Annotated in this window: 20 protein-coding genes; 18 read left to right on the forward strand and 2 right to left on the reverse strand. The window is 65.9% G+C overall.

Annotation, left to right across the window (positions count from 1 at the left end; all coding sequences use genetic code 11):
- Nucleotides 1–142 precede the first annotated feature (142 nt).
- Both ACH13J_RS05185 and ACH13J_RS05190 read left to right on the forward strand, forming a co-directional pair.
- Nucleotides 143–1,786, forward strand: coding sequence for a CTP synthase (locus ACH13J_RS05185; RefSeq protein ID WP_397542247.1), 1,644 nt, complete (start codon nt 143–145; stop codon nt 1,784–1,786).
- 223 nt (nt 1,787–2,009) lie between these two features.
- Nucleotides 2,010–2,780: a hypothetical protein gene (locus ACH13J_RS05190; protein ID WP_397542248.1), complete on the forward strand. Its 771-nt coding sequence runs from the start codon at nt 2,010–2,012 to the stop codon at nt 2,778–2,780.
- A 73-nt stretch (nt 2,781–2,853) separates the two neighbouring features.
- On the opposite strand, the gene ACH13J_RS05195 is transcribed toward ACH13J_RS05190, so the two are convergent.
- Nucleotides 2,854–3,402: a hypothetical protein gene (locus ACH13J_RS05195; RefSeq protein WP_397542249.1), complete on the reverse strand. Its 549-nt coding sequence runs from the start codon at nt 3,400–3,402 to the stop codon at nt 2,854–2,856.
- A gap of 266 nt (nt 3,403–3,668) precedes the next feature.
- On the opposite strand from ACH13J_RS05195, the gene ACH13J_RS05200 reads away from it, so the two are divergent.
- The 7 genes from ACH13J_RS05200 to ACH13J_RS05230 all read left to right on the forward strand — a co-directional run bounded on the left by ACH13J_RS05200 (nt 3,669) and on the right by ACH13J_RS05230 (nt 8,762).
- On the forward strand, nt 3,669–4,121 hold the full coding sequence (locus ACH13J_RS05200; protein ID WP_397542250.1) for a tellurite resistance TerB family protein: 453 nt from the start codon (nt 3,669–3,671) through the stop codon (nt 4,119–4,121).
- 38 nt (nt 4,122–4,159) lie between these two features.
- Complete coding sequence (locus ACH13J_RS05205) at nt 4,160–4,600, forward strand: tellurite resistance TerB family protein (RefSeq protein ID WP_397542251.1); 441 nt, start codon at nt 4,160–4,162, stop codon at nt 4,598–4,600.
- Entirely contained in the window at nt 4,597–5,358 is a 762-nt protein-coding gene (locus ACH13J_RS05210) for a PhnD/SsuA/transferrin family substrate-binding protein (RefSeq protein ID WP_397542252.1), read from the forward strand. Before ACH13J_RS05205 ends, ACH13J_RS05210 begins: the two co-directional genes overlap by 4 nt.
- Before the next feature lie 117 nt (nt 5,359–5,475).
- Nucleotides 5,476–6,252 (forward strand): ATP-binding cassette domain-containing protein, encoded by a 777-nt coding sequence (locus ACH13J_RS05215; RefSeq protein ID WP_397542253.1) that lies wholly within the window; start codon nt 5,476–5,478, stop codon nt 6,250–6,252.
- Nucleotides 6,253–6,282: 30 nt separating this feature from the next.
- Nucleotides 6,283–6,996 carry a transporter substrate-binding domain-containing protein gene (locus ACH13J_RS05220; protein WP_397542254.1) on the forward strand — a complete coding sequence of 238 codons (714 nt, stop codon included), beginning with the start codon at nt 6,283–6,285 and terminating at the stop codon, nt 6,994–6,996.
- 81 nt (nt 6,997–7,077) lie between these two features.
- Nucleotides 7,078–7,959, forward strand: a complete 882-nt coding sequence (locus ACH13J_RS05225; RefSeq protein WP_397542300.1) for an ABC transporter permease subunit — start codon at nt 7,078–7,080, stop codon at nt 7,957–7,959.
- Complete coding sequence (locus tag ACH13J_RS05230) at nt 7,956–8,762, forward strand: ABC transporter permease subunit (RefSeq protein ID WP_397542255.1); 807 nt, start codon at nt 7,956–7,958, stop codon at nt 8,760–8,762. The genes ACH13J_RS05225 and ACH13J_RS05230 overlap by 4 nt, the downstream gene beginning before the upstream one ends.
- Nucleotides 8,763–8,811: 49 nt before the next feature.
- Here the strand turns inward: ACH13J_RS05230 and ACH13J_RS05235 are convergent, their stop codons facing one another.
- A complete protein-coding gene (locus ACH13J_RS05235; protein ID WP_397542256.1) occupies nt 8,812–9,558 on the reverse strand; it encodes an FCD domain-containing protein in 747 nt (248 codons plus the stop codon).
- Between the two features lie 87 nt (nt 9,559–9,645).
- On the opposite strand from ACH13J_RS05235, the gene ACH13J_RS05240 reads away from it, so the two are divergent.
- The 9 genes from ACH13J_RS05240 (at nt 9,646) to ACH13J_RS05280 (ending at nt 18,132) form a co-directional block, all read left to right on the forward strand.
- Nucleotides 9,646–10,383 carry a DUF2182 domain-containing protein gene (locus ACH13J_RS05240; protein WP_397542257.1) on the forward strand — a complete coding sequence of 246 codons (738 nt, stop codon included), beginning with the start codon at nt 9,646–9,648 and terminating at the stop codon, nt 10,381–10,383.
- Nucleotides 10,384–10,444: 61 nt separating this feature from the next.
- Nucleotides 10,445–11,083 carry a DUF1326 domain-containing protein gene (locus ACH13J_RS05245; RefSeq protein WP_397542301.1) on the forward strand — a complete coding sequence of 213 codons (639 nt, stop codon included), beginning with the start codon at nt 10,445–10,447 and terminating at the stop codon, nt 11,081–11,083.
- Nucleotides 11,084–11,112: 29 nt separating this feature from the next.
- Nucleotides 11,113–11,625, forward strand: coding sequence for a DinB family protein (locus tag ACH13J_RS05250; protein ID WP_397542302.1), 513 nt, complete (start codon nt 11,113–11,115; stop codon nt 11,623–11,625).
- Nucleotides 11,622–12,731: a dimethylsulfoniopropionate demethylase gene (locus ACH13J_RS05255; protein WP_397542258.1), complete on the forward strand. Its 1,110-nt coding sequence runs from the start codon at nt 11,622–11,624 to the stop codon at nt 12,729–12,731. Before ACH13J_RS05250 ends, ACH13J_RS05255 begins: the two co-directional genes overlap by 4 nt.
- Nucleotides 12,732–12,836: 105 nt before the next feature.
- Nucleotides 12,837–13,832, forward strand: a complete 996-nt coding sequence (acuI, locus tag ACH13J_RS05260) for an acryloyl-CoA reductase (RefSeq protein ID WP_397542259.1) — start codon at nt 12,837–12,839, stop codon at nt 13,830–13,832.
- 648 nt (nt 13,833–14,480) lie between these two features.
- Nucleotides 14,481–14,984 carry a division/cell wall cluster transcriptional repressor MraZ gene (locus ACH13J_RS05265; protein ID WP_397542260.1) on the forward strand — a complete coding sequence of 168 codons (504 nt, stop codon included), beginning with the start codon at nt 14,481–14,483 and terminating at the stop codon, nt 14,982–14,984.
- 3 nt (nt 14,985–14,987) lie between these two features.
- The gene (gene rsmH / locus ACH13J_RS05270; protein ID WP_397542261.1) at nt 14,988–15,980 is read left to right on the forward strand and encodes a 16S rRNA (cytosine(1402)-N(4))-methyltransferase RsmH; all 993 of its coding nucleotides are present in this window, start codon (nt 14,988–14,990) and stop codon (nt 15,978–15,980) included.
- On the forward strand, nt 15,980–16,351 hold the full coding sequence (gene ftsL / locus ACH13J_RS05275) for a cell division protein FtsL (RefSeq protein ID WP_397542262.1): 372 nt from the start codon (nt 15,980–15,982) through the stop codon (nt 16,349–16,351). The genes rsmH and ftsL overlap by 1 nt, the downstream gene beginning before the upstream one ends.
- Nucleotides 16,348–18,132 (forward strand): penicillin-binding transpeptidase domain-containing protein, encoded by a 1,785-nt coding sequence (locus tag ACH13J_RS05280; protein WP_397542263.1) that lies wholly within the window; start codon nt 16,348–16,350, stop codon nt 18,130–18,132. The genes ftsL and ACH13J_RS05280 overlap by 4 nt, the downstream gene beginning before the upstream one ends.
- Nucleotides 18,133–18,151: the final 19 nt, after the last annotated feature.

Raw genomic sequence — 18,151 nt, forward strand, 5'->3', positions numbered from 1 at the left:
GAATAGCGGAAAAACCATAACAGCATCTTGCGGTCAGCTTGCGCGACAGGCCTTTGTCCTGTATGTATTAAGCCCCGTGGTGCTGCGGTCGAATCGGCCGTTCAGGCCCAAACAAACGAGCAGATCACGGGGGTGCCGGCGAATGGCACGGTATGTATTCATAACTGGCGGCGTGGTTTCCTCGCTTGGCAAGGGGCTGGCATCCGCGGCACTCGGGGCCCTGTTGCAGGCGCGCGGCTTTTCCGTCCGGTTGCGCAAGCTCGACCCCTACTTGAACGTCGATCCCGGCACCATGTCACCTTTCGAGCACGGCGAGGTTTTCGTGACCGATGACGGGGCCGAGACGGACCTCGACCTCGGCCATTACGAACGTTTCACCGGCGTGCCCGCGCGGATGACCGACTCGGTCAGTTCGGGCAGGATCTACTCCGACGTGCTGGAGAAGGAGCGACGCGGCGATTACCTTGGCAAGACGATCCAGGTGGTCCCCCACGTCACCAATCAGATCAAGGATTTCATCGCCATCGGCGATGACGAGGTCGATTTCATGCTGTGCGAGATCGGCGGCACCGTGGGGGATATCGAGGGGCTGCCGTTTTTCGAGGCGATCCGGCAGTTCAGCCATGACTGGCCGCGCGGCCAGTGCATCTTCATGCACCTGACGCTGCTGCCCTACCTCGCCGCGAGCGGTGAACTCAAGACCAAGCCGACGCAGCATTCGGTCAAGGAATTGCAGTCGATCGGGATCGCGCCGGACATCCTCGTGTGCCGGTCCGAGCAACCGATTCCGCAGAAGGAGCGGGAAAAGATCGCGCTGTTCTGCAATGTCCGGAAAGAGCACGTCGTCGCGGCCTACGACCTGAAGTCGATCTACGAGGCGCCGATGAGCTACCATCGCGAGGGGCTGGACCAGGCCGTGCTCGACGCGTTCCAGATCAGCCCCGCGCCCAAGCCGGACATGACCAAGTGGCAGGACGTCGAGGACCGTATCCACAATACCGACGGCGACGTGACGGTTGCCATTGTCGGCAAGTACACGCAGCTGGAGGATGCCTACAAGTCCATCAAGGAGGCGCTGACCCATGGCGGCATGGCCAACCGGGTCAAGGTCAACGTCGAATGGGTCGATGCCGAGATCTTCGATACCGAGGACCCGGCGGCGCATCTTGAAGGATTCCACGCCATCCTCGTGCCGGGCGGCTTCGGCGAGCGCGGGACCGAGGGCAAGATCAAGGCGGCGCAATTCGCCCGCGAGCGCAAGATCCCCTATCTGGGCATCTGTCTGGGCATGCAGATGGCGGTGATCGAGGCCGCGCGCAACCTTGCCGGGCTGGAGGACGCGGGCTCGGAGGAGTTCGATCACGAAGCAGGGCAAAAGCGCTTCACGCCGGTTGTCTACCACCTCAAGGAATGGGTGCAGGGCAACCGCAAGGTCAAGCGCAGGATATCCGACGACAAGGGCGGCACGATGCGTCTTGGCGCCTATGACGCCGTTCTCGCGGAAGGGTCGCGCGTGGCGCGGATCTACGGGACGACCACCATCGACGAACGCCACCGCCATCGCTACGAGGTGGACACGAAATACCGCGAGAAGCTGGAGGATGTCGGGCTGAGGTTCTCGGGCATGTCGCCGGATGGCCGCCTGCCCGAAATCGTGGAATGGTCGGACCACCCGTGGTTCATCGGCGTGCAGTTCCATCCCGAGCTGAAATCCAAGCCCTTCGCGCCGCACCCGCTCTTTGCAGATTTCATCCGCGCCGCGGTGGAGACGTCGCGGCTGGTTTGATGTGATCGCCATGCCTGCACGGTAGGCCACGGGGCCGTCCGAACCGTTGCGTTCCAAGCGGGGATCCGCGTGACCGTCGATCATCCGGCGGCGCCCGTTTACAACGCTCAACTGGTCCTGAACTGTCGTGCCATTGTGTCGCGGGCCGGCGGTCGCATGGCTTGCAGGTCGGGGGGATGGGCCTTGCCGTTCGCGTAACGCGGCCACGAAACCGGGAGAGTGCATGGGGACGGGAGACGAGACCACGAAGCCCGGACGCCCCGGCATTTCCGGCGATACCGGTGCCGGCGCGACAAGCGTCTGGAACATCGCCTCGTACCCGCGCAGCGGCAATCACCTCGTGCGCACCTTGGTGGAGTACGCGGCACGGCAACCGACGCTGGGCTGTCCCGGCGCCCCGCGTGATATCCCCATCCATCAACGTGACGCCAATGCGCGCAGCGGGCTGATCCAGATCGCCACGGACGAGCCCAAGGCCGTCAAGGCGCACTGGGCCAACCAGATCAAACGAAACGAAGCCGGCCGCGATGCGGATCACCTCTTGCTGATCACGCGCGATCCGGCCGACGCGATCGCGTCCCACCTTGCGCGGGTCTTCGCACGAAAGGCTTTCTTGACCGAACGGCGTGTGAGACGGGCCATCGAGGCCGAGCTCGACGCGTATATCGGCGTGCTCTACGCGTTCATGGCAAAGCCGCGTGACATGCGGCTGCACGTGCGTTTCGAGGCCCTGACCGACAGTGACAACGGCCATTACGAGGCGCAGCGCATCCTCGACGCGCTGTTGCCGGACCGGCTGGACCTTTCGCAAGACGCGTGGCGCAAGATCCGCCAGACGGCCGGGGCCAGCCAGGGGTCGCTCGACCGCCGTAGCTATGCCCTGAAAAACCGCATCCGCGCGCGCGTGCTGTCCTACATCACCTATGCAGAGGTCGACGCCTTCATCCAGACGGGAAGCTGGTCGGCGTTACCGCAGCGCCGTGCAGCCCACTGACGGGCTGGCGACAGCCGGTGTTCGCGCGGTCGTGGTCAGTGGTCGATGCGGGTACGCGTAGTGGGGCGGCCGTTCAACCACGCCGCGGCAGGATACCGTGCAGCTGCCGGCCCAGTTCGCCGGGGCTCAGCCATGACAGCACCCCGCGACCCGCGGCGCGGGCGCGCAGCGGTTGTAGCGTCGCGGCATCGCCCTCCACCCATTGGTGCGAACGGCCCTTGAGCGCCTCTTCGACGATGCCTTCGTCAAGGATCCAGCGGCCCCGGCGCCCCTCTTCCCGGTCGGCCTGCTGATAGGCGATCCATCTGTCGATTCGCGCCCGCCTGTCGACTTTCTGTCCCGCGCGTACGCGGTAGAACCCGCAATTTACCCGCAGGCAGATGTTGTCGAGAACCCGCGCCGCGCCCCGGTGCGCCTGCGGCACCTCGCGCTTGGACATGTAGTTGAACCGCTCCGGCCCGCCGTTGAAGAACACCGTCAGGGCGGTGCCGATATCCACGACTTTCTGCGCCATGATCCACCCCAGCACGGTCTCCGGGTGGGTGGACCAGTCGTAACAGCGTGCCAGCCGGCGCAATTCCTCGGGTGTTGCCGCACGCGCGATACTGAGTTGCTCGTCCATGTCACTCGTTGACCAGTGAAACTTGTCACAAGACCTCATGCAGGGCTCCGTTTTGCGGTGTCGGCAACACGTTCAACCTCGCCCGGCAACACGCAAATTCTTGGGAGCAAATGTGGCCCTGCTGCGACCTTTGGCACACGGTTCGGAAACGATGCGGTTCCATCGCCCGCACGTCATTGCCCGAAAGGCGCATCGCGATAGGATCGGGCGCGGATCGACGCCGCGCCGTCCCGGCGCCGGCAAGCAAACCCGCCGCGGAGCCGCTCATGGACGCCAAAGCCCTGCTCACACGTCTTGCGCATGCCTTCTCGGCCCGCCAGCCGGTGCCCCTGCCCGAACCGGACGAGAGGCTGGCCCTCGGGGCGCTGATGGTACGCGTCGCCCTGTCGGACCACGCGTACGACCTTGCCGAGATCCGCCGGATCGACCGGTTGCTGTCACGGCTCTACGGGCTTGGACCCGTTGATGCCGCTAAGATGCGCGCAACGGCCGAGAAACTGGAAAGGCAAGCGCCCGAGACCGAACGTTTCGCGCATCTGATCCGTGAAACCGTGCGATTCGAGGCGCGTCTGGAGGCGCTGGAGGCGCTTTGGGAGGTAGTGCTGGCGGATGGCATGGCCTCTGCGTCCGAGCTTCGGGTGATCGAAGAGGCGCGCGAGTCGCTCGGCCTGTCGGAAACCGACAGCCTGGCGGCGCGAGAGACCGCCGAACGGAGTTAGCGATTGGCCCGTGCGCCGGTCTCGCCTATATCTGGGCCATGTTTGCAGAATTTCTATCGAAGCTGATCCGGCCCGAACCCGAACAGCTGGACGACGCGGATGCCCGGCTCGCGCTGACGGCACTGCTGGTGCGGCTGGCGAAATCCGATGGCTACTATGCCGCGCAGGAGATCATCCGCATCGAGACGATCGCGGCCACGCGGTTCGGTCTGGACCACGACCAGGCGCGTGCCCTGCGCGAGGATGCCGAGCGACTGGAGCAGGAGGCGCCCGACACCGTGCGGTTCACCCGCGCGATCAAGGATGCCGTGCCTTACGATGACCGTATCGCCGTGATCGAGGCGCTTTGGCAGGTTGCTCTGGCCGATGGTGAACGCGATGCGGACGAGGATTCGCTCATCCGCCTCGCTGCCAACCTGCTGGGCATCAATGACCGCGACAGCGCGATGGCCCGGCAGAAAGTGGTCCGCGACGCATGATTGCCAGCTTGCCGATGTATGACCGCCCCGAGCTGAACCAAGCCAATGACAGGCTCTGGGCGGCGGTGCGGGAGCATCTGGGCGCGGGCCCCGAGAGGCTTTGCCGGGGTGGCGACCCGTGGGAGCAGTGGCAGGATCCCGCGCTGGTTCTGTCGCAGACATGCGGCTATCCCTTCCGCGCCCGGCTGCACGGGCGGGTTGCGCTGGTCGGCACGCCGGACCATGGGCTGGACGGCTGCCCGCCGGGGTACTATCGCAGCGTGTACGTCGCGCGCGCCGACGATGGGCGCGGGGCGTTGGACGAGTTCGCGGGGGCGCGTCTTGCGTACAACGAGCCTCTTTCGCAAAGCGGGTGGGCCGCCCCCCAGAACCACGCGCGGGCGCTGGGGATGTCGTTTGCCGCCGCGTCTGCGACAGGTTCGCACGCCGCTTCGGCCCGGGCCGTTGCCGATGGCCTTGCCGATATCGCCGCACTCGATGCCGTGAGCTGGAAGATGATGCAAACGCACGATGCCGTTGCGGCCGCGCTGAAGGAGGTGGGCCAAACCCCGCCCACCCCGGCGCTGCCCTACATCACGGCAACCGGGCGCGACGCGAACGCCGCCTTCGCCGCGCTGGAGGTGGCAATCGCCGAGCTGTCGCCGGCCGACCGGCAGGCGCTGTCGTTGCATGGGATCGTTCGTATCCCCGCCGAGGCCTACCTGGCAATTCCCAACCCGCCGCCGCCCCGCGGCTTTGCCGGGGCCAATTCGGGATGACGCGCCGTCAAAACGTCGCCAAGCGCCGAAATTGTTCCGTTTTGGACGTTGCATTGCGCCAGATTTTCCGACCTACTGCGCAGCGTCCGATGGCAAAATCGACGAGGAAATGCGCCCGTGACCGAATCCGCCCCCGTGATCGAAATCCGAAACCTGCACAAGGCGTACGGTTCGCTGGAGGTGATCAAGGGTGTGGACATCACGGCGCAGCGCGGTGATGTCGTTTCGCTCATCGGGTCCTCGGGGTCGGGCAAGTCCACGATCCTGCGCTGCGCCAATCTGCTGGAGGACAGCCAGCAGGGCGACATCATCTTCAAGGGCGAGCCCGTGCGCTGGCGCGGCGAGGGGCTGAACCGCCATCCCGCCGACGCCCAGCAGGTGCTGCGCATCCGCACAAACCTTTCCATGGTGTTCCAGCAGTTCAACCTGTGGGCCCACATGACCATCCTGCAGAACGTGATGGAGGCTCCCGTCACCGTTCTGGGCCGCGACCGGACCGAGGTCGAGCAGGCCGCGCGCGCCTATCTCGACAAGGTCGGCATCGGCGACAAGGCCGATGCCTATCCCGCGCAGCTTTCCGGCGGCCAGCAACAGCGCGCTGCCATTGCCCGTGCGCTGTGCATGGAGCCCGAGGCGCTGCTTTTCGACGAACCCACCTCGGCGCTGGACCCCGAACTGGAGCAGGAGGTGGTGCGCGTCATCAAGGATCTCGCAGGTGAAGGGCGGACCATGATGATCGTCACCCACGACATGAAGATGGCCGGGGATGTCTCCGACCATGTCATTTTCCTGCACCAGGGCCTCATCGAGGAGCAGGGCGCGCCAGACGTGCTCTTCGGCCAGCCCGAGTCCGAGCGGCTGCGGCAATTTCTCAGCTCGACCATGGCCGCCTGACCACGACCACCAACCAAGAGGGAGACAATCATGAAGAATCTGGTTACCACCGCCGCCGTCCTGACCTTCAGCGCCGGCATGGCCTGGGCGCAGGACACGGTGCGCCTCGGCACCGAGGGGGCCTATCCGCCGTGGAACTTCATCAACGATGCCGGCGAGATCGACGGCTTCGAGCGCGAGCTGGGCGACGAGCTTTGCGAGCGTGCCGATCTGACCTGCGAGTGGGTGACGAATGACTGGGATTCCATCATTCCCAACCTCGTCTCGGGCAACTACGACGTGATCATTGCCGGCATGTCCATCACCGAGGAGCGTGACGAGGTCATCGACTTCACCCAGAACTATACCCCGCCCGATCCCTCGGCCTACATCGCCATGAACGATGTCGAGCTCGACGAGGCCGTGGTCGCGGCGCAGACGGGCACGATCCAGGCGGCGTTCATCGCGGACAAGGGGTGGACGCTGGTGGAATACGCCACGCCCGAGGAAACCATCGCCGCGGTGCGCAACGGCGAGGCGGACGCGGTGCTGGCCGACAAGTCCTATCTCAAGCCGATCGCCGAGGAGGAAGCCGACCTGATGCTGCTCGATCGCGAAGAGTCGATCGGCGGCGGCGTCGGCCTCGGTGTGCGCGAAAGCGACGAGGAGCTGCAGGCCACGCTCGACGAGGCGATCCAGTCGATGAAGGACGATGGCAGCCTCAACGAGATGATCAAGAAATGGGACGTCGCCTCGACCTTCTGATCGGCGCGACGGGGCGGGCCCGCTAACCGGCCCGCCCTTTCCACCAACGGGCAGCAAGACCCGCACCGGGGGAGCATCGCCATCTTTTCGTTCTGCACGAATCCCGAGACGCTCGAAGGTGTGCGCTGGCTGGCCTGCTACCTCACCACGGGCAAGCACATGTCGCTCTACACCTCGGTGCTCGTGGTGCTGGCGCTGCTGGGGATCACGGCGCCCACGGCGCTCGTCTTCGGCTTCGGGGGGGCCGTGCTGGCGCGGTCGCGGATACTGCCGCTGCGCTGGTTGGGAAAGGCATACATCTCGGTCGTGCGGGGTGTGCCCGACATCGCGTTCTTCCTGTTCTTCGTGATCGCCCTCGACCAGTTCTTTGAATGGATCCGGCACGAGATAAAGTGCCCCGGCTGGGACCAGCCGATCCGGCAGGGCAACGATTTCATCGTCTGCGACGCCGCCAAGCTGCCCCTGGGCAATGCGCCGCAATGGATTCATGAAACCTATGGCTTCTTCCTCGCGGTGCTGACCTTCGCCATCGTTTTCGGCGCTTTCGCCGCCAACGTGCTCTTCGGCGCCATGCGCTCCGTGCCGCGTGCGCAGCTGGAAACGGCCGAGGCCTATGGCATGTCGCGCCGCCAGACGTTCTGGCGAATCCTCGTGCCGCAGATGTGGATGTACGCGCTGCCGGGGTTGTCCAATCTCTGGATGGTTCTGATCAAGGCAACGCCGCTGCTGTTCCTTCTGGGGGTGGAGGATATCGTCTACTGGGCGCGGGAACTTGGCGGGACCGCCAACCCGCGATTCACCGATTACCCGCATGGCGATTGGCGGGTCTGGTATTTCCTCGCGCTTCTGGTTTTCTATCTCGTCTTCACCCGCATCTCCGAAATCTTCCTGGAGCGGCTCATGGTGAAATTCAGCCACGGGCAGGCCATCACCGGCGGCCATGCGCAGGGGAAAGCGGCATGAGCTGCTGGCAGACCGTCCAGGACTATGCGCTGCGATCCCTCGGCATCGGCGAGCGCCTGTTGCCGCGGGAGGATTTCACGCTGTGCGAGCAGGTCACGCTGATCGGATCGGGGCTCATCTGGAACGTTTACTTCGGCACGCTGGCGCTCTTGGCCGGGTTCTTCCTCGCCACCGCCGTGGCCGTGGGCAAGGGGGCGCGCAACCGGCTGGTGCGCAAGGCCTCGGAGTGGTTCATCTTCGTTTTCCGGGGCTCGCCGCTCTTCATCCAGTTCTTCTTTGCCTATTTCCTTTTCTTGTCCCTCAAATCGGTGCATCCGGTCTTCGATCCATTCACGTCGGCCTGGCTGGGGGCGCTGATCGTGCTGTTCCTCAACACCGCGGCCTATTCCGGTGAAATCTTCTACGGCGCGCTCCGGGCAATCCCGCGCGGCGATATCGAGGCCGCCGACGCCTACGGCTTTGCGGGCTGGCCGCGCTTTCGGCGGATCGTCTGGCCCACGATGCTGCGGCTCGCCTGGCCCGCCTACACCAACGAGGCGATCTTTCTCTTTCACGCCACGACGCTGGTTTTCTTCTCGGGCTTTCCCGCGTGGCGCCAAAAGGGGGATGCGCTCTATTACGCCAACTATTTCGCGGACAAGACCTTCAACCCCTTCGTGCCGTACCCGATCCTCGCGGGGTACTTCATCCTGCTGACGCTGGTGATCATCGCGATCTTCGGTCTGATCAACGCGCGGCTCAACCGTCACATGCCGCAGGAATCACGCCGGGGCCTGCGGCTGCGCATCAACGTGCTACGCTGACCGGCCGGGCAGGTGGACCTGCCTTGCTGCCAGAGCGGCCGCGCGCCGCTCAGCGCGCAGCGCGTTGTGCCATCACGTCGCGGCCCAGGTTCAGCGTGTAGGCTGCAAGTTCCTCCAGCGCGGCCTGGGCGGCGGCGGCATCACGTGTTTCGATTGCGTCGGCGATGCGCGTGTGAAGGTCCACGATCGCCCCGCGCGACCGGGCGGTGAACGTGATCATGTTCATCAGCGGCTGCATCGCCTCTACCGCCCCGGCCAGCTGGTAGCTCAGCACCGGGTTGCCCGCGGCATCCACCATGGCACGGTGGAACGCAACGTCCGAGGCGCAGAAGCTCTCGTCGCTGAGCCCCGGCTGTGACTGGCGGTGGATCTCGGCGCGCATGGTGGCCAGGTGGTCGGGGCTGCGGCGGGCTGCGGCCAGCGCCGTGCAGGCGCCCTCAAGCGCGTAGCGCGCCTCGCACGCGGTCTCGAAGCTAACCGCGTTCATGGACAACAGCAGGGTGGAGGTCGTGATCTGCTGGCCGTACGCCTCCTCGTAGGACAGGCGCTTGACGAAGGCGCCGCCGAACGCGCCGCGCTGCGTGCGTATCAGCGATTGCGCCGCCAGCCGCTTCAGCGCCTCGCGAACCGTCGGCCGCGAGACCTCGAACTGCTCGGCCAGCTCCGCTTCCGACGGGAGCCGCTCGTCCTCGATCATCCGGCCGTCCACGATGGCATCGCGGATGGCCTGGGCGATCTGGGCCGAAAGGTCGGGCTTGGCAGCGGCCGGGGCGCGTGGGGGCTGTGTAGTTTTCATTTGTCTTACATTTAAATGTCTGACAATTTGTGCGCAACAACGGACTCAATCGACCGGGCCGAAATGCTGACTGCGCGGATCAGACGGATGACGGGTGTGCACTGGATCGCGCTGTTCGCGCTGATCCTGGCCAGCTGGACCGCGCTCTACCTCATGGCGGTGCCGGCCGAACTGCGTGCGCTCGGGCACCTTTACGGCGCGGATTTCTGGGCAGAATTCTGCCGCGTGACGCCGGACGCGGCGGGGTATCTGCGCATCTCGGCCATGTGGATGCTCATGTCGGCGGGAATGATGGCGCCCACCGTGCTGCCGGCACTGGCCACCTATGACGACATCGGCAACGCCGGTCCGACACGTTTCGGATCGCTGCTAGCGGGCTACCTTGCCGTTTGGCTGGGCTTTGCCGCGCTGGCGGCGGGGCTTCAGCTGGGGCTGTTCAACGCCGGTCTGGTGAGCGCCTTCGGCGACAGCCGCTCGGGCCTGCTGACCGCCGCGTTGCTGGCGCTGGCAGGCGGCTACCAGTTCAGCCCGATGAAGGAGGCCTGCCTGTCACGCTGCCGGGCGCCGCTGACCTTTTTCTTCCAGCACTGGCACGAGGGACCGTGGCGCATGGGGCTTCGGCTGGGGCTTGTGTGCCTGGGCTGTTGCTGGGCGCTGATGCTGCTGGCCTTTGCCGGCGGTGTGATGAACCTCGGCTTCATGGGGCTGGCCATGCTGCTGATGGTGACCGAGAAACTGCCCCAGCTGGGCCGGCCGTTGACCAAGCCGCTGGGCGGACTGCTGCTTGCGTTGGCAGGCTGGTCTGCCCTGACCGCCGTGACTTGAAACAGGAGACACCGAAATGCCGTCGGAAAAACTGGAAACCGCCGAGCGTATCGATAACCGGATGCCGGGTGCGCCGAAATCGGGCGACGGCACCGTGCCGTGGGCGATCAGGGGCGAGCTGATCCTGAATTGCAACTGCACGGTGTTTTGTCCCTGCGTCATCAGCCTCGGCGACCATCCCCCCACCGAGGGGCATTGCATGGGATGGGCAGGTATCCGGATCGACGAGGGCCATTACGGCGACACGGACCTGTCGGGGCTCAACGTCGGCCTGTTGCTGGAAATCCCGGGAAGGATGGCGCGCGGAAACTGGAAAGCGGCGGCGTATATCGACGAGCGTGCCAGCGATGATGCCTACCAGGGGCTGGTGGACATCATGAGCGGAAAGGCCCGCGGCACAACCGGGCTCTTCAAGGTGCTTGTCAGCGAATTCCTCGGCGCCGAGCGCGCGCCGATCGCCTTCGAGACCGAGGGCAAGACGCGCCGCCTCATGGTCGGGCGCGCGATCAACGGGGCGGTCACGCCGGTCGAGGGCGCCGACGGCGAAGACGTCGTTGTCACCAACACCAAGTACTGGATGGGCCCCGACATCACCGTGGCAAGGGCCGACCAGGGCCGGGTGCGCGCCTTCGGCCGGGTCTGGGATTTCGACGGGCGCAGCGCCGAGATCTGCCAGATCGACTGGAAGGGGCCGCGCTGACCGACACGGCTGGAGGAGGCCGTAACGTGATGATCACGCCGGAGTACTGCCGCCTGATGGCGCGCTACAACGCGTGGCAGAACCGCCAGTTGGCGCGCCTGCTGCGCGACGTGCCGCTTGATGATCTCAAGGCCGATCAAGGGGCCTTCTTCGGGTCGATCCTGGGTACGCTCAACCATGTTCTGTGGGCCGACAGGATGTGGATGAGCCGTTTCGACGCCGGGTTCGCGAAACCGGAGGGCGGGATACGCGAAAGCGTCGATCTCTGCCCGACGCTCGGGGTGTGGGACGCGGAGCGCTTTGCCATGGACGGCAGTATCGCCGCGTGGGCGGACCGTTTGGGCGCCATCCGGCTGTCGGGCGATTTGTCGTGGCACTCGGCCGCGTCCGGGCGCGATCAGAGCAAGCCGCTGGCGCTTTGCGTGGTGCACATGTTCAACCACCAGACGCATCACCGCGGGCAGGTCCACGCGATGATGACCCGTGCCGGATTGGAGGCGCCCGTGACAGACCTGTTCCTGATGCCGGAGGATGATACATGACCGCGCCACTTCTTTCGCCGTCGCGCCGGCTGCGCCGCACGCCCTTCTCGGAGGGGGTCGAGGCGGCCGGTGTCAAGGCCTACACGGTCTACAACCACATGCTCTTGCCCACCGTGTTCCGGTCGCTGGAAGAGGATTACCGCCACCTCAAGGAAGCGGTGCAGGTCTGGGACGTGGCCTGCGAGCGGCAGGTGGAGCTGCGCGGGCCCGATGCCGGGCGGCTGATGCAGATGATGACCCCGCGCGATCTGCGCGGCATGCTGCCGGGGCAGTGCTTTTATGTCCCGATCGTGGACGAGACGGGCGGGATGCTCAACGACCCCGTGGCGGTCAAGCTCGCCGAGGACCGCTGGTGGATCTCCATCGCCGACAGCGACCTGCTGTTCTGGGTGAACGGCGTGGCGCAGGGCTGGCGGCTGGACGTGCTGATCGACGAGCCGGACGTGTCGCCGCTGGCGGTGCAGGGGCCCAAGGCCGACGAACTGATGGCGCGGGTGTTCGGGGACGCGGTGCGCGATATCCGTTTCTTCCGTTTCGCGCCGCTCGAATTCCAGGGCCGGGCGCTGGTGGTCGCGCGATCGGGCTATTCCAAGCAAGGGGGCTTCGAGATCTACGTGGAAGGCTCCGACATCGGCATGCCGCTTTGGAATGCACTCATGGAGGCGGGCCGCGATCTCGACGTGCATGCCGGCTGCCCGAACCTGATCGAGCGCATCGAGAGCGGGTTGCTGAGCTATGGTAACGACATGACGGATGACAACACGCCGCATGAATGCGGGCTTGGCCGGTTCTGCAACACGCAGTCGGCCATCGGCTGCATCGGGCGGGACGCGCTGCTCCGGGTGGCCAAGGAGGGGCCGGTCCAGCAGATCAGGCCGCTGGCTATCGAGGGGGCCCCCGTGCCCGTCTGCGACGTGTGGTGGCCGGTCACGGCCGGCGGCAAGCCCGTCGGGCGGGTGAGTTCGGCGGCATGGAGCCCGGATCACGATACGAACGTGGCGATCGGGATGGTGCGCCTGAGCCACTGGGATCCCGGAGACACGGTGGAGGTTCACGCCCCCGACGGGGCGCGCCGGGCCGTGGTGCAGCCGGGGTTCTGGAACTGAAAAGCGACTGCCGGGAGCGAGGGGCCAGTCCCTCGCGCTCCCCGGGATATTCGAGGCCAGAAGAAACGGCGGGGGGCTGGCCCCGCGCAGGCGAAAGGGAAGGACATGTTCAACGCTCTGGTGGTGGAAAAGGACGAGGACAGCGGCAAGACGTCCGCGGCGGTAAAGCAGATCGGCGAAGATGATCTGCCCCATGCGGATGTCACGGTGGCGGTGGAGTATTCCACCTTGAATTACAAGGATGGGCTGTGCATCGGCCCGGGTGGCGGGCTGGTGCGGCATTACCCGCACGTGCCCGGCATCGATTTTGCCGGCACGGTCGAACACAGCGACGACGACCGCTACAAGCCCGGCGACAAGGTGGTGCTGACGGGCTGGCGCGTGGGCGAGGCGCATTGGGGCGGCTACGCGCAGAAGGCGCGCGTCAAGGCGGATTGGCTGGTGCCGCTGCCCGACGGGCTGGATACCCGCGCGGCCATGGCCGTGGGAACCGCCGGGCTGACGGCGATGCTGGCCGTGCAGGCGCTGGAGGATCACGGGCTGGAGCCGGGGCATGGCCCGGTTCTGGTGACGGGCGCCGCGGGCGGCGTGGGATCGGTCGCCACGGCGATCCTTGCCAATATGGGGCACGAGGTCGCTGCTGTGACCGGGCGGCCCGAACAGGCGGAGTATCTCGGGGGGTTGGGTGCAACGCAGATCGTGCCGCGCGACGACCTGACCGACGTGACCAAGAAGCCGCTGGAGAGCGAGAAATGGGTCGGCTGTGTCGACTCCGTTGCGGGGTCCATGCTTGGCCGGGTGCTCAAGCAGATGAAGTACGGAACCTCGGTCTCGGCCGTCGGTCTTGCCGGCGGGCCGGCGATCGAAGGGGCGCTCATCACCCCGTTCATCCTGCGGGGCGTGAACCTGCTGGGAATCGACAGCGTCATGCAGCCCTACGAAAACCGCGTGCGGGCGTGGCAGCGGATCGCGCGCGACCTGCCCATGGAAAAGCTGGAAGCGATGGTGCAGCCCGCCGGGTTGTCCGACCTGCCGCGGCTCGGCGCGGATATCCTCAAGGGGCAAGTGCGCGGGCGTGTCGTGGTGGACGTGAACGCCTGATGCGCGCCCGCGCCTGACGACAGGGCCATCCGCGGTATCCCGCGGATGGCCCTTTTTCTTGCGCGTGCCCGGCTGAGGCCGCGGCGGGTGACAGACGCCCGTGTTTGATTTCCCGAATCACCTGTGCGACAAGACGGCGGCGGCGCAAGCCCGTTATCCGGCTTTTTCGGCGTTGTTTTGATAATTTTTTTGGGAAATCACGGGAAATCATGGGCGCTATTGTGATACCAATATATTGTGCAAAGTTTCATAGAAAACGCTAATTGAGCCACTCAAACTGACCAATCGGGCACATGATCTTGATTCTGTCAGGGTTCAAAATCAAGATTGTGCGGCTGTTTCCCAGAAAAAAGAATTGATTTCCATGAATTCCCATGGCATCCCTGATACCACGATGAGGACGGGCACAAGGGGCAGCAGAGAAGACCCCGAACAAACTCCCAAGTCAGGTTTCATACAGGCACCCGCTTTCATCGACCAAAAGATCCGGCGCGCGGGCAACGCAGACATCCCCCCAGGTAGCGCGCGTAGTCGGACACCCGCAGAGGCGGGACGAGGGCGGCGGATTGGGCACTGGCAGCAGCTCAATCCGCCGTTTCGCTTCGGGGTACCCCGATCAGGGACGGGGGAGAGGAGAGGCAGGCACGCGTGGTTTCGAGCTTCCTTGGCGAATACAACCAGAAGGTTGACAGCAAGGGTCGCATGTCGATCCCGGCCGACTTTCGCGCGGTTCTCGCCGAGGGCGACCCCAACTGCCCCGAGAACCCGCTCCCAAGGGTTGTCGTTCTCCATGGCGAGCATCTAAAGAATTGCCTGCACGCCTACACGGTCGAGGCGATGGCCGAGATCGAGGAAGGCATCAAGAGCCTGCCGCGTGGCTCCGAGCGGCGCCGCCGCGCCAGCCGGCTGATCCTCAGCAAGGCATGGCGCACCGAGATCGACAAGGACGGCCGCATCGTCCTGCCACAGGAGATCCGCCAGAAGATCAACCTGGAAGGCGAGGCCAAGATGGTCGCCATGGGCGACTATTTCGAGATCTGGAATGCAAAGACCTTCGACCAGGTGGACGGGGCCGAGATCGAGGCATGGCTTGCCGAGCAGGGAGACGATTTCGATCCGCTCGCCCTGATCGACCCGCAAGCCGAGGAGTGAGCGATGGCCGCCGCTGCCCGCGCCGCCGACACCGACCTGCATATCCCCGTCCTGTTGCGTCCGCTCCTGGCCGCGGTGGCGCCCGTGAAAGGAACCTGGATCGACGGCACGCTGGGGGCGGGAGGTTATGCGCGCGCATTGCTGCGCGAGGGGGCGGAGCGTGTCATTGGCATCGATCGCGACCCCCTCGCGCTGGAGCTCGCCCGGGGCTGGGCCGCGGATTACGGCGACCGGCTCGTGCTGGTTCAGGACACGTTCTCGCGGATGGACGAGCATGCCGCCGCGGCCGATGGCGTCGTGCTGGATCTCGGCGTGTCCTCGATGCAGCTGGACCGGGCCGAGCGCGGGTTTTCCTTTGCGCGCGAGGGGCCGCTCGACATGCGGATGAGCCAGCAGGGGCCGACGGCCGCGGACATCGTCAATACCGTGCCCGAGGCGGAACTGGCCGACATTCTCTACCTCTACGGCGAGGAGCGGGCCAGCCGGCGCATCGCCCGCGCCATCGTTCGTGCCCGCGCGCAGGCCCCGGTCGAGACGACCTCTCAGCTTGCAGAGATCGTCGCCGCCTGTCTGCCGCGCCCCAAGAAGGGTCAGGCACATCCTGCGACGCGCAGCTTCCAGGCGCTGCGGATCGCGGTCAACGACGAGTACGCCGAGCTGGTCGGGGGGCTGGAAGCGGCCGAACGCGTCCTGCGCCCGGGGGGCTGTCTGGCCGTCGTGACATTCCATTCCATCGAGGACCGGATCGTGAAGCGGTTCCTGCAGCTGAAATCCGACAGGGGCGGCGGCGGAAGCCGCCACGCACCGGCGCCGGCTGAAAGGACGCCGACCTTCACGCTCGCGCGGCGCAAGCCGATCGAGCCTGCCGCCGAAGAGCTTGCCGAGAACCCGCGCGCCCGCAGCGCCCGCCTGCGCGTGGGCATCCGCACCGATGCCCCCGCCGCGCCGGCAGACCGCCGCGCCCTGGGCATGCCGCAAGCGGAACGGAGGATGTGATGCGCAGCCTGTTCTACCTGTTCACCGCGCTGTTTGTCATCGGGCTGGCCTTCTGGGCTTATCACGAGAACTACAAGACGCAGGAGGCGCAGGCGCGGGCCGAGAAGCTTCAGCGCGAGATCGGGCTCAAACGCCAGCGGCTGCGCATGCTTCGCGCCGAATGGGCCTATCTGAACCGCCCCGAACGGCTGCGGGAGCTGGCCGAGATCAATTTCGACAGGCTGGGTTTGCTGCCCTTGCAACCCTACCAGTTCGGCCGGATCGACCAGGTGGCTTATCCGGGGCGGGTGCCGCTGGAGGTGACGGACCCGGTTGCCGTCTCCGGCATGGAGGCAGCCGGTGACCACGCGCGCAAGGAGGAGGCAGAATGACACGCACGCCGCTGCGCCCGCTGGCGCGTATCCTTCAGGCCCGAGATCGCGGTGAAAACCCCGACGTGATCGAACGCGAGAATATCCGCCGCCGCCACGAGGAGATGCGCGACCGGGCGCGGCGCCGCGCCGAGGGCCGGCTGCTGGTTCTGGGGTTGTTCTTTTTCTGCGCCTTCGCCGTGATCGGCGGGCGGATGGGCGTGCTGGCCAATTCCGAACCTGCCGAGCCTCAGGCCAGCGTGGCCGGGGCGCAGATCCTTGCGCAGCGGGCCGACATCGTGGACCGCAAGGGCCGGATACTGGCCACAAACTTCGAGACCCACAGCCTGTACGCCCAGCCCGAGCAGATGATCGAGCCCGAGCGCGCGGCGGCGGCGTTGGCCCGGATCTTTCCCGATCTGGATCGCGCGCGGCTGGTCCGGGATTTCACGGGCAAGCGCAAGTTCCTGTGGATCAAAAAGAAAATAAGCCCCGAGCAGAAGCAGGCGGTGCACGATATCGGCGAGCCGGGGCTGCTGTTCGGCCCGCGCGAGATGCGCCTTTATCCCAATGGACGGCTCGCCGCGCATGTTCTGGGTGGGGCAAGCTTCGGGCGCGAGGGCGTGCACGCGGCCGAGGTCGTCGGCGTGGCCGGTGTGGAAAAGCATTTCGATACCCGCCTGCGTGACCCCGCCCGCGGGCACGAACCGCTGACGCTGTCGCTTGATCTCTCGGTGCAGGCGGCGGTCGAGCGGGTGCTCGGCGGTGGCATGACTCTGATGAATGCCCGTGGGGCGGCGGCCGTTCTGATGGATGTCGAGACGGGCGAGGTGATCTCGCTCGCGTCCCTGCCGGATTTCGATCCCAACGACCGTCCGCGCCCGCCGGTGGCGGGGCGGGCGTCGGACAGCCCCCTGTTCAACCGCGCGGTGCAGGGGCTCTACGAGCTCGGCTCGACCTTCAAGATCTTCGCCGTGGCCCAGGCGATGGAGCTGGGGCTCGTCGATCCGTCCACGCGGGTCGACACGAGCGGGCCGCTGAAATGGGGCCGGTTCACCATCCGCGATTTCCATGATTACGGCGACGAGCTCTCGACCTCGGAGGTCATCGTCAAGTCCTCCAATATCGGGACGGCGCGGATCGCACAAAAGATCGGCGGCGATCGGCAGCGCGGTTTTCTCGACCGTCTCGGGCTGCTGTCTCCGACCGGGCTCGAAATGGTCGAGGCTGCGGGCGCCAAGCCGCTTCTGCCTCCGAAATGGTCCGAGCTGTCGACGATGACGATCTCTTACGGGCATGGCCTGTCGGCCAGCCCGCTGCATCTCGCCGCGGCCTACGCAACGATCGCCAACGGTGGGCGGCGCGTCACCCCGACCCTTCTCAGGCAGGCGGCGGTCCAGCCCGGCCCGCAGGTCATGTCCGAGCAGACAGCCGCCGATGCCTTGACGATGCTGCGAAAGGTCGTGCGCGAGGGAACGGCATCGCTGGGGGACGTGCCGGGATATGCGGTCGGGGGCAAGACCGGCACCGCCGACAAGCCCAAGGAAAACGGCCCCGGCTATCACGAGGACAAGGTGATAGCGACCTTTGCCAGCGTCTTTCCGGCGCATGATCCCGAATACGTGCTCGTTGTCACGCTGGATGAACCGGTGGAAACCTCCGGTGACGAGCCGCGCCGCACCGCCGGCTGGACCGCGGTGCCCGTCACGGCCGAGATCATCCGACGTGTGGCGCCGCTTCTGGGGCTCCGTCCCGAGATTGAACCGGCGGAACTGGCTGGTATAACGCTTACGTCGGACTAGGCCGGCAACGGGCCAGAAC

Origin of the sequence: Roseovarius salis (genome assembly GCF_044472985.1) — a bacterium.
Lineage (GTDB): Bacteria > Pseudomonadota > Alphaproteobacteria > Rhodobacterales > Rhodobacteraceae > Roseovarius > Roseovarius salis.

Excerpts from the sequence above, each read along its gene's own strand:
- ACH13J_RS05200 (WP_397542250.1), top strand. The coding sequence starts at position 3,669 with ATGGACGCCAAAGCCCTGCTCACACGTCTTGCGCATGCCTTCTCGGCC.
- ACH13J_RS05210 (WP_397542252.1), top strand. The coding sequence starts at position 4,597 with ATGATTGCCAGCTTGCCGATGTATGACCGCCCCGAGCTGAACCAAGCC.
- ACH13J_RS05190 (WP_397542248.1), top strand. The coding sequence starts at position 2,010 with ATGGGGACGGGAGACGAGACCACGAAGCCCGGACGCCCCGGCATTTCC.
- ACH13J_RS05205 (WP_397542251.1), top strand. The coding sequence starts at position 4,160 with ATGTTTGCAGAATTTCTATCGAAGCTGATCCGGCCCGAACCCGAACAG.
- ACH13J_RS05220 (WP_397542254.1), top strand. The coding sequence starts at position 6,283 with ATGAAGAATCTGGTTACCACCGCCGCCGTCCTGACCTTCAGCGCCGGC.
- acuI (WP_397542259.1), top strand. The coding sequence starts at position 12,837 with ATGTTCAACGCTCTGGTGGTGGAAAAGGACGAGGACAGCGGCAAGACG.
- ACH13J_RS05230 (WP_397542255.1), top strand. The coding sequence starts at position 7,956 with ATGAGCTGCTGGCAGACCGTCCAGGACTATGCGCTGCGATCCCTCGGC.
- ACH13J_RS05280 (WP_397542263.1), top strand. The coding sequence starts at position 16,348 with ATGACACGCACGCCGCTGCGCCCGCTGGCGCGTATCCTTCAGGCCCGA.
- ACH13J_RS05245 (WP_397542301.1), top strand. The coding sequence starts at position 10,445 with ATGCCGGGTGCGCCGAAATCGGGCGACGGCACCGTGCCGTGGGCGATC.
- ACH13J_RS05235 (WP_397542256.1), bottom strand. The coding sequence starts at position 9,558 with ATGAAAACTACACAGCCCCCACGCGCCCCGGCCGCTGCCAAGCCCGAC.
- ACH13J_RS05195 (WP_397542249.1), bottom strand. The coding sequence starts at position 3,402 with ATGGACGAGCAACTCAGTATCGCGCGTGCGGCAACACCCGAGGAATTG.
- rsmH (WP_397542261.1), top strand. The coding sequence starts at position 14,988 with ATGGCCGCCGCTGCCCGCGCCGCCGACACCGACCTGCATATCCCCGTC.
- ACH13J_RS05250 (WP_397542302.1), top strand. The coding sequence starts at position 11,113 with ATGATCACGCCGGAGTACTGCCGCCTGATGGCGCGCTACAACGCGTGG.
- ACH13J_RS05255 (WP_397542258.1), top strand. The coding sequence starts at position 11,622 with ATGACCGCGCCACTTCTTTCGCCGTCGCGCCGGCTGCGCCGCACGCCC.
- ACH13J_RS05240 (WP_397542257.1), top strand. The coding sequence starts at position 9,646 with ATGACGGGTGTGCACTGGATCGCGCTGTTCGCGCTGATCCTGGCCAGC.
- ftsL (WP_397542262.1), top strand. The coding sequence starts at position 15,980 with ATGCGCAGCCTGTTCTACCTGTTCACCGCGCTGTTTGTCATCGGGCTG.
- ACH13J_RS05185 (WP_397542247.1), top strand. The coding sequence starts at position 143 with ATGGCACGGTATGTATTCATAACTGGCGGCGTGGTTTCCTCGCTTGGC.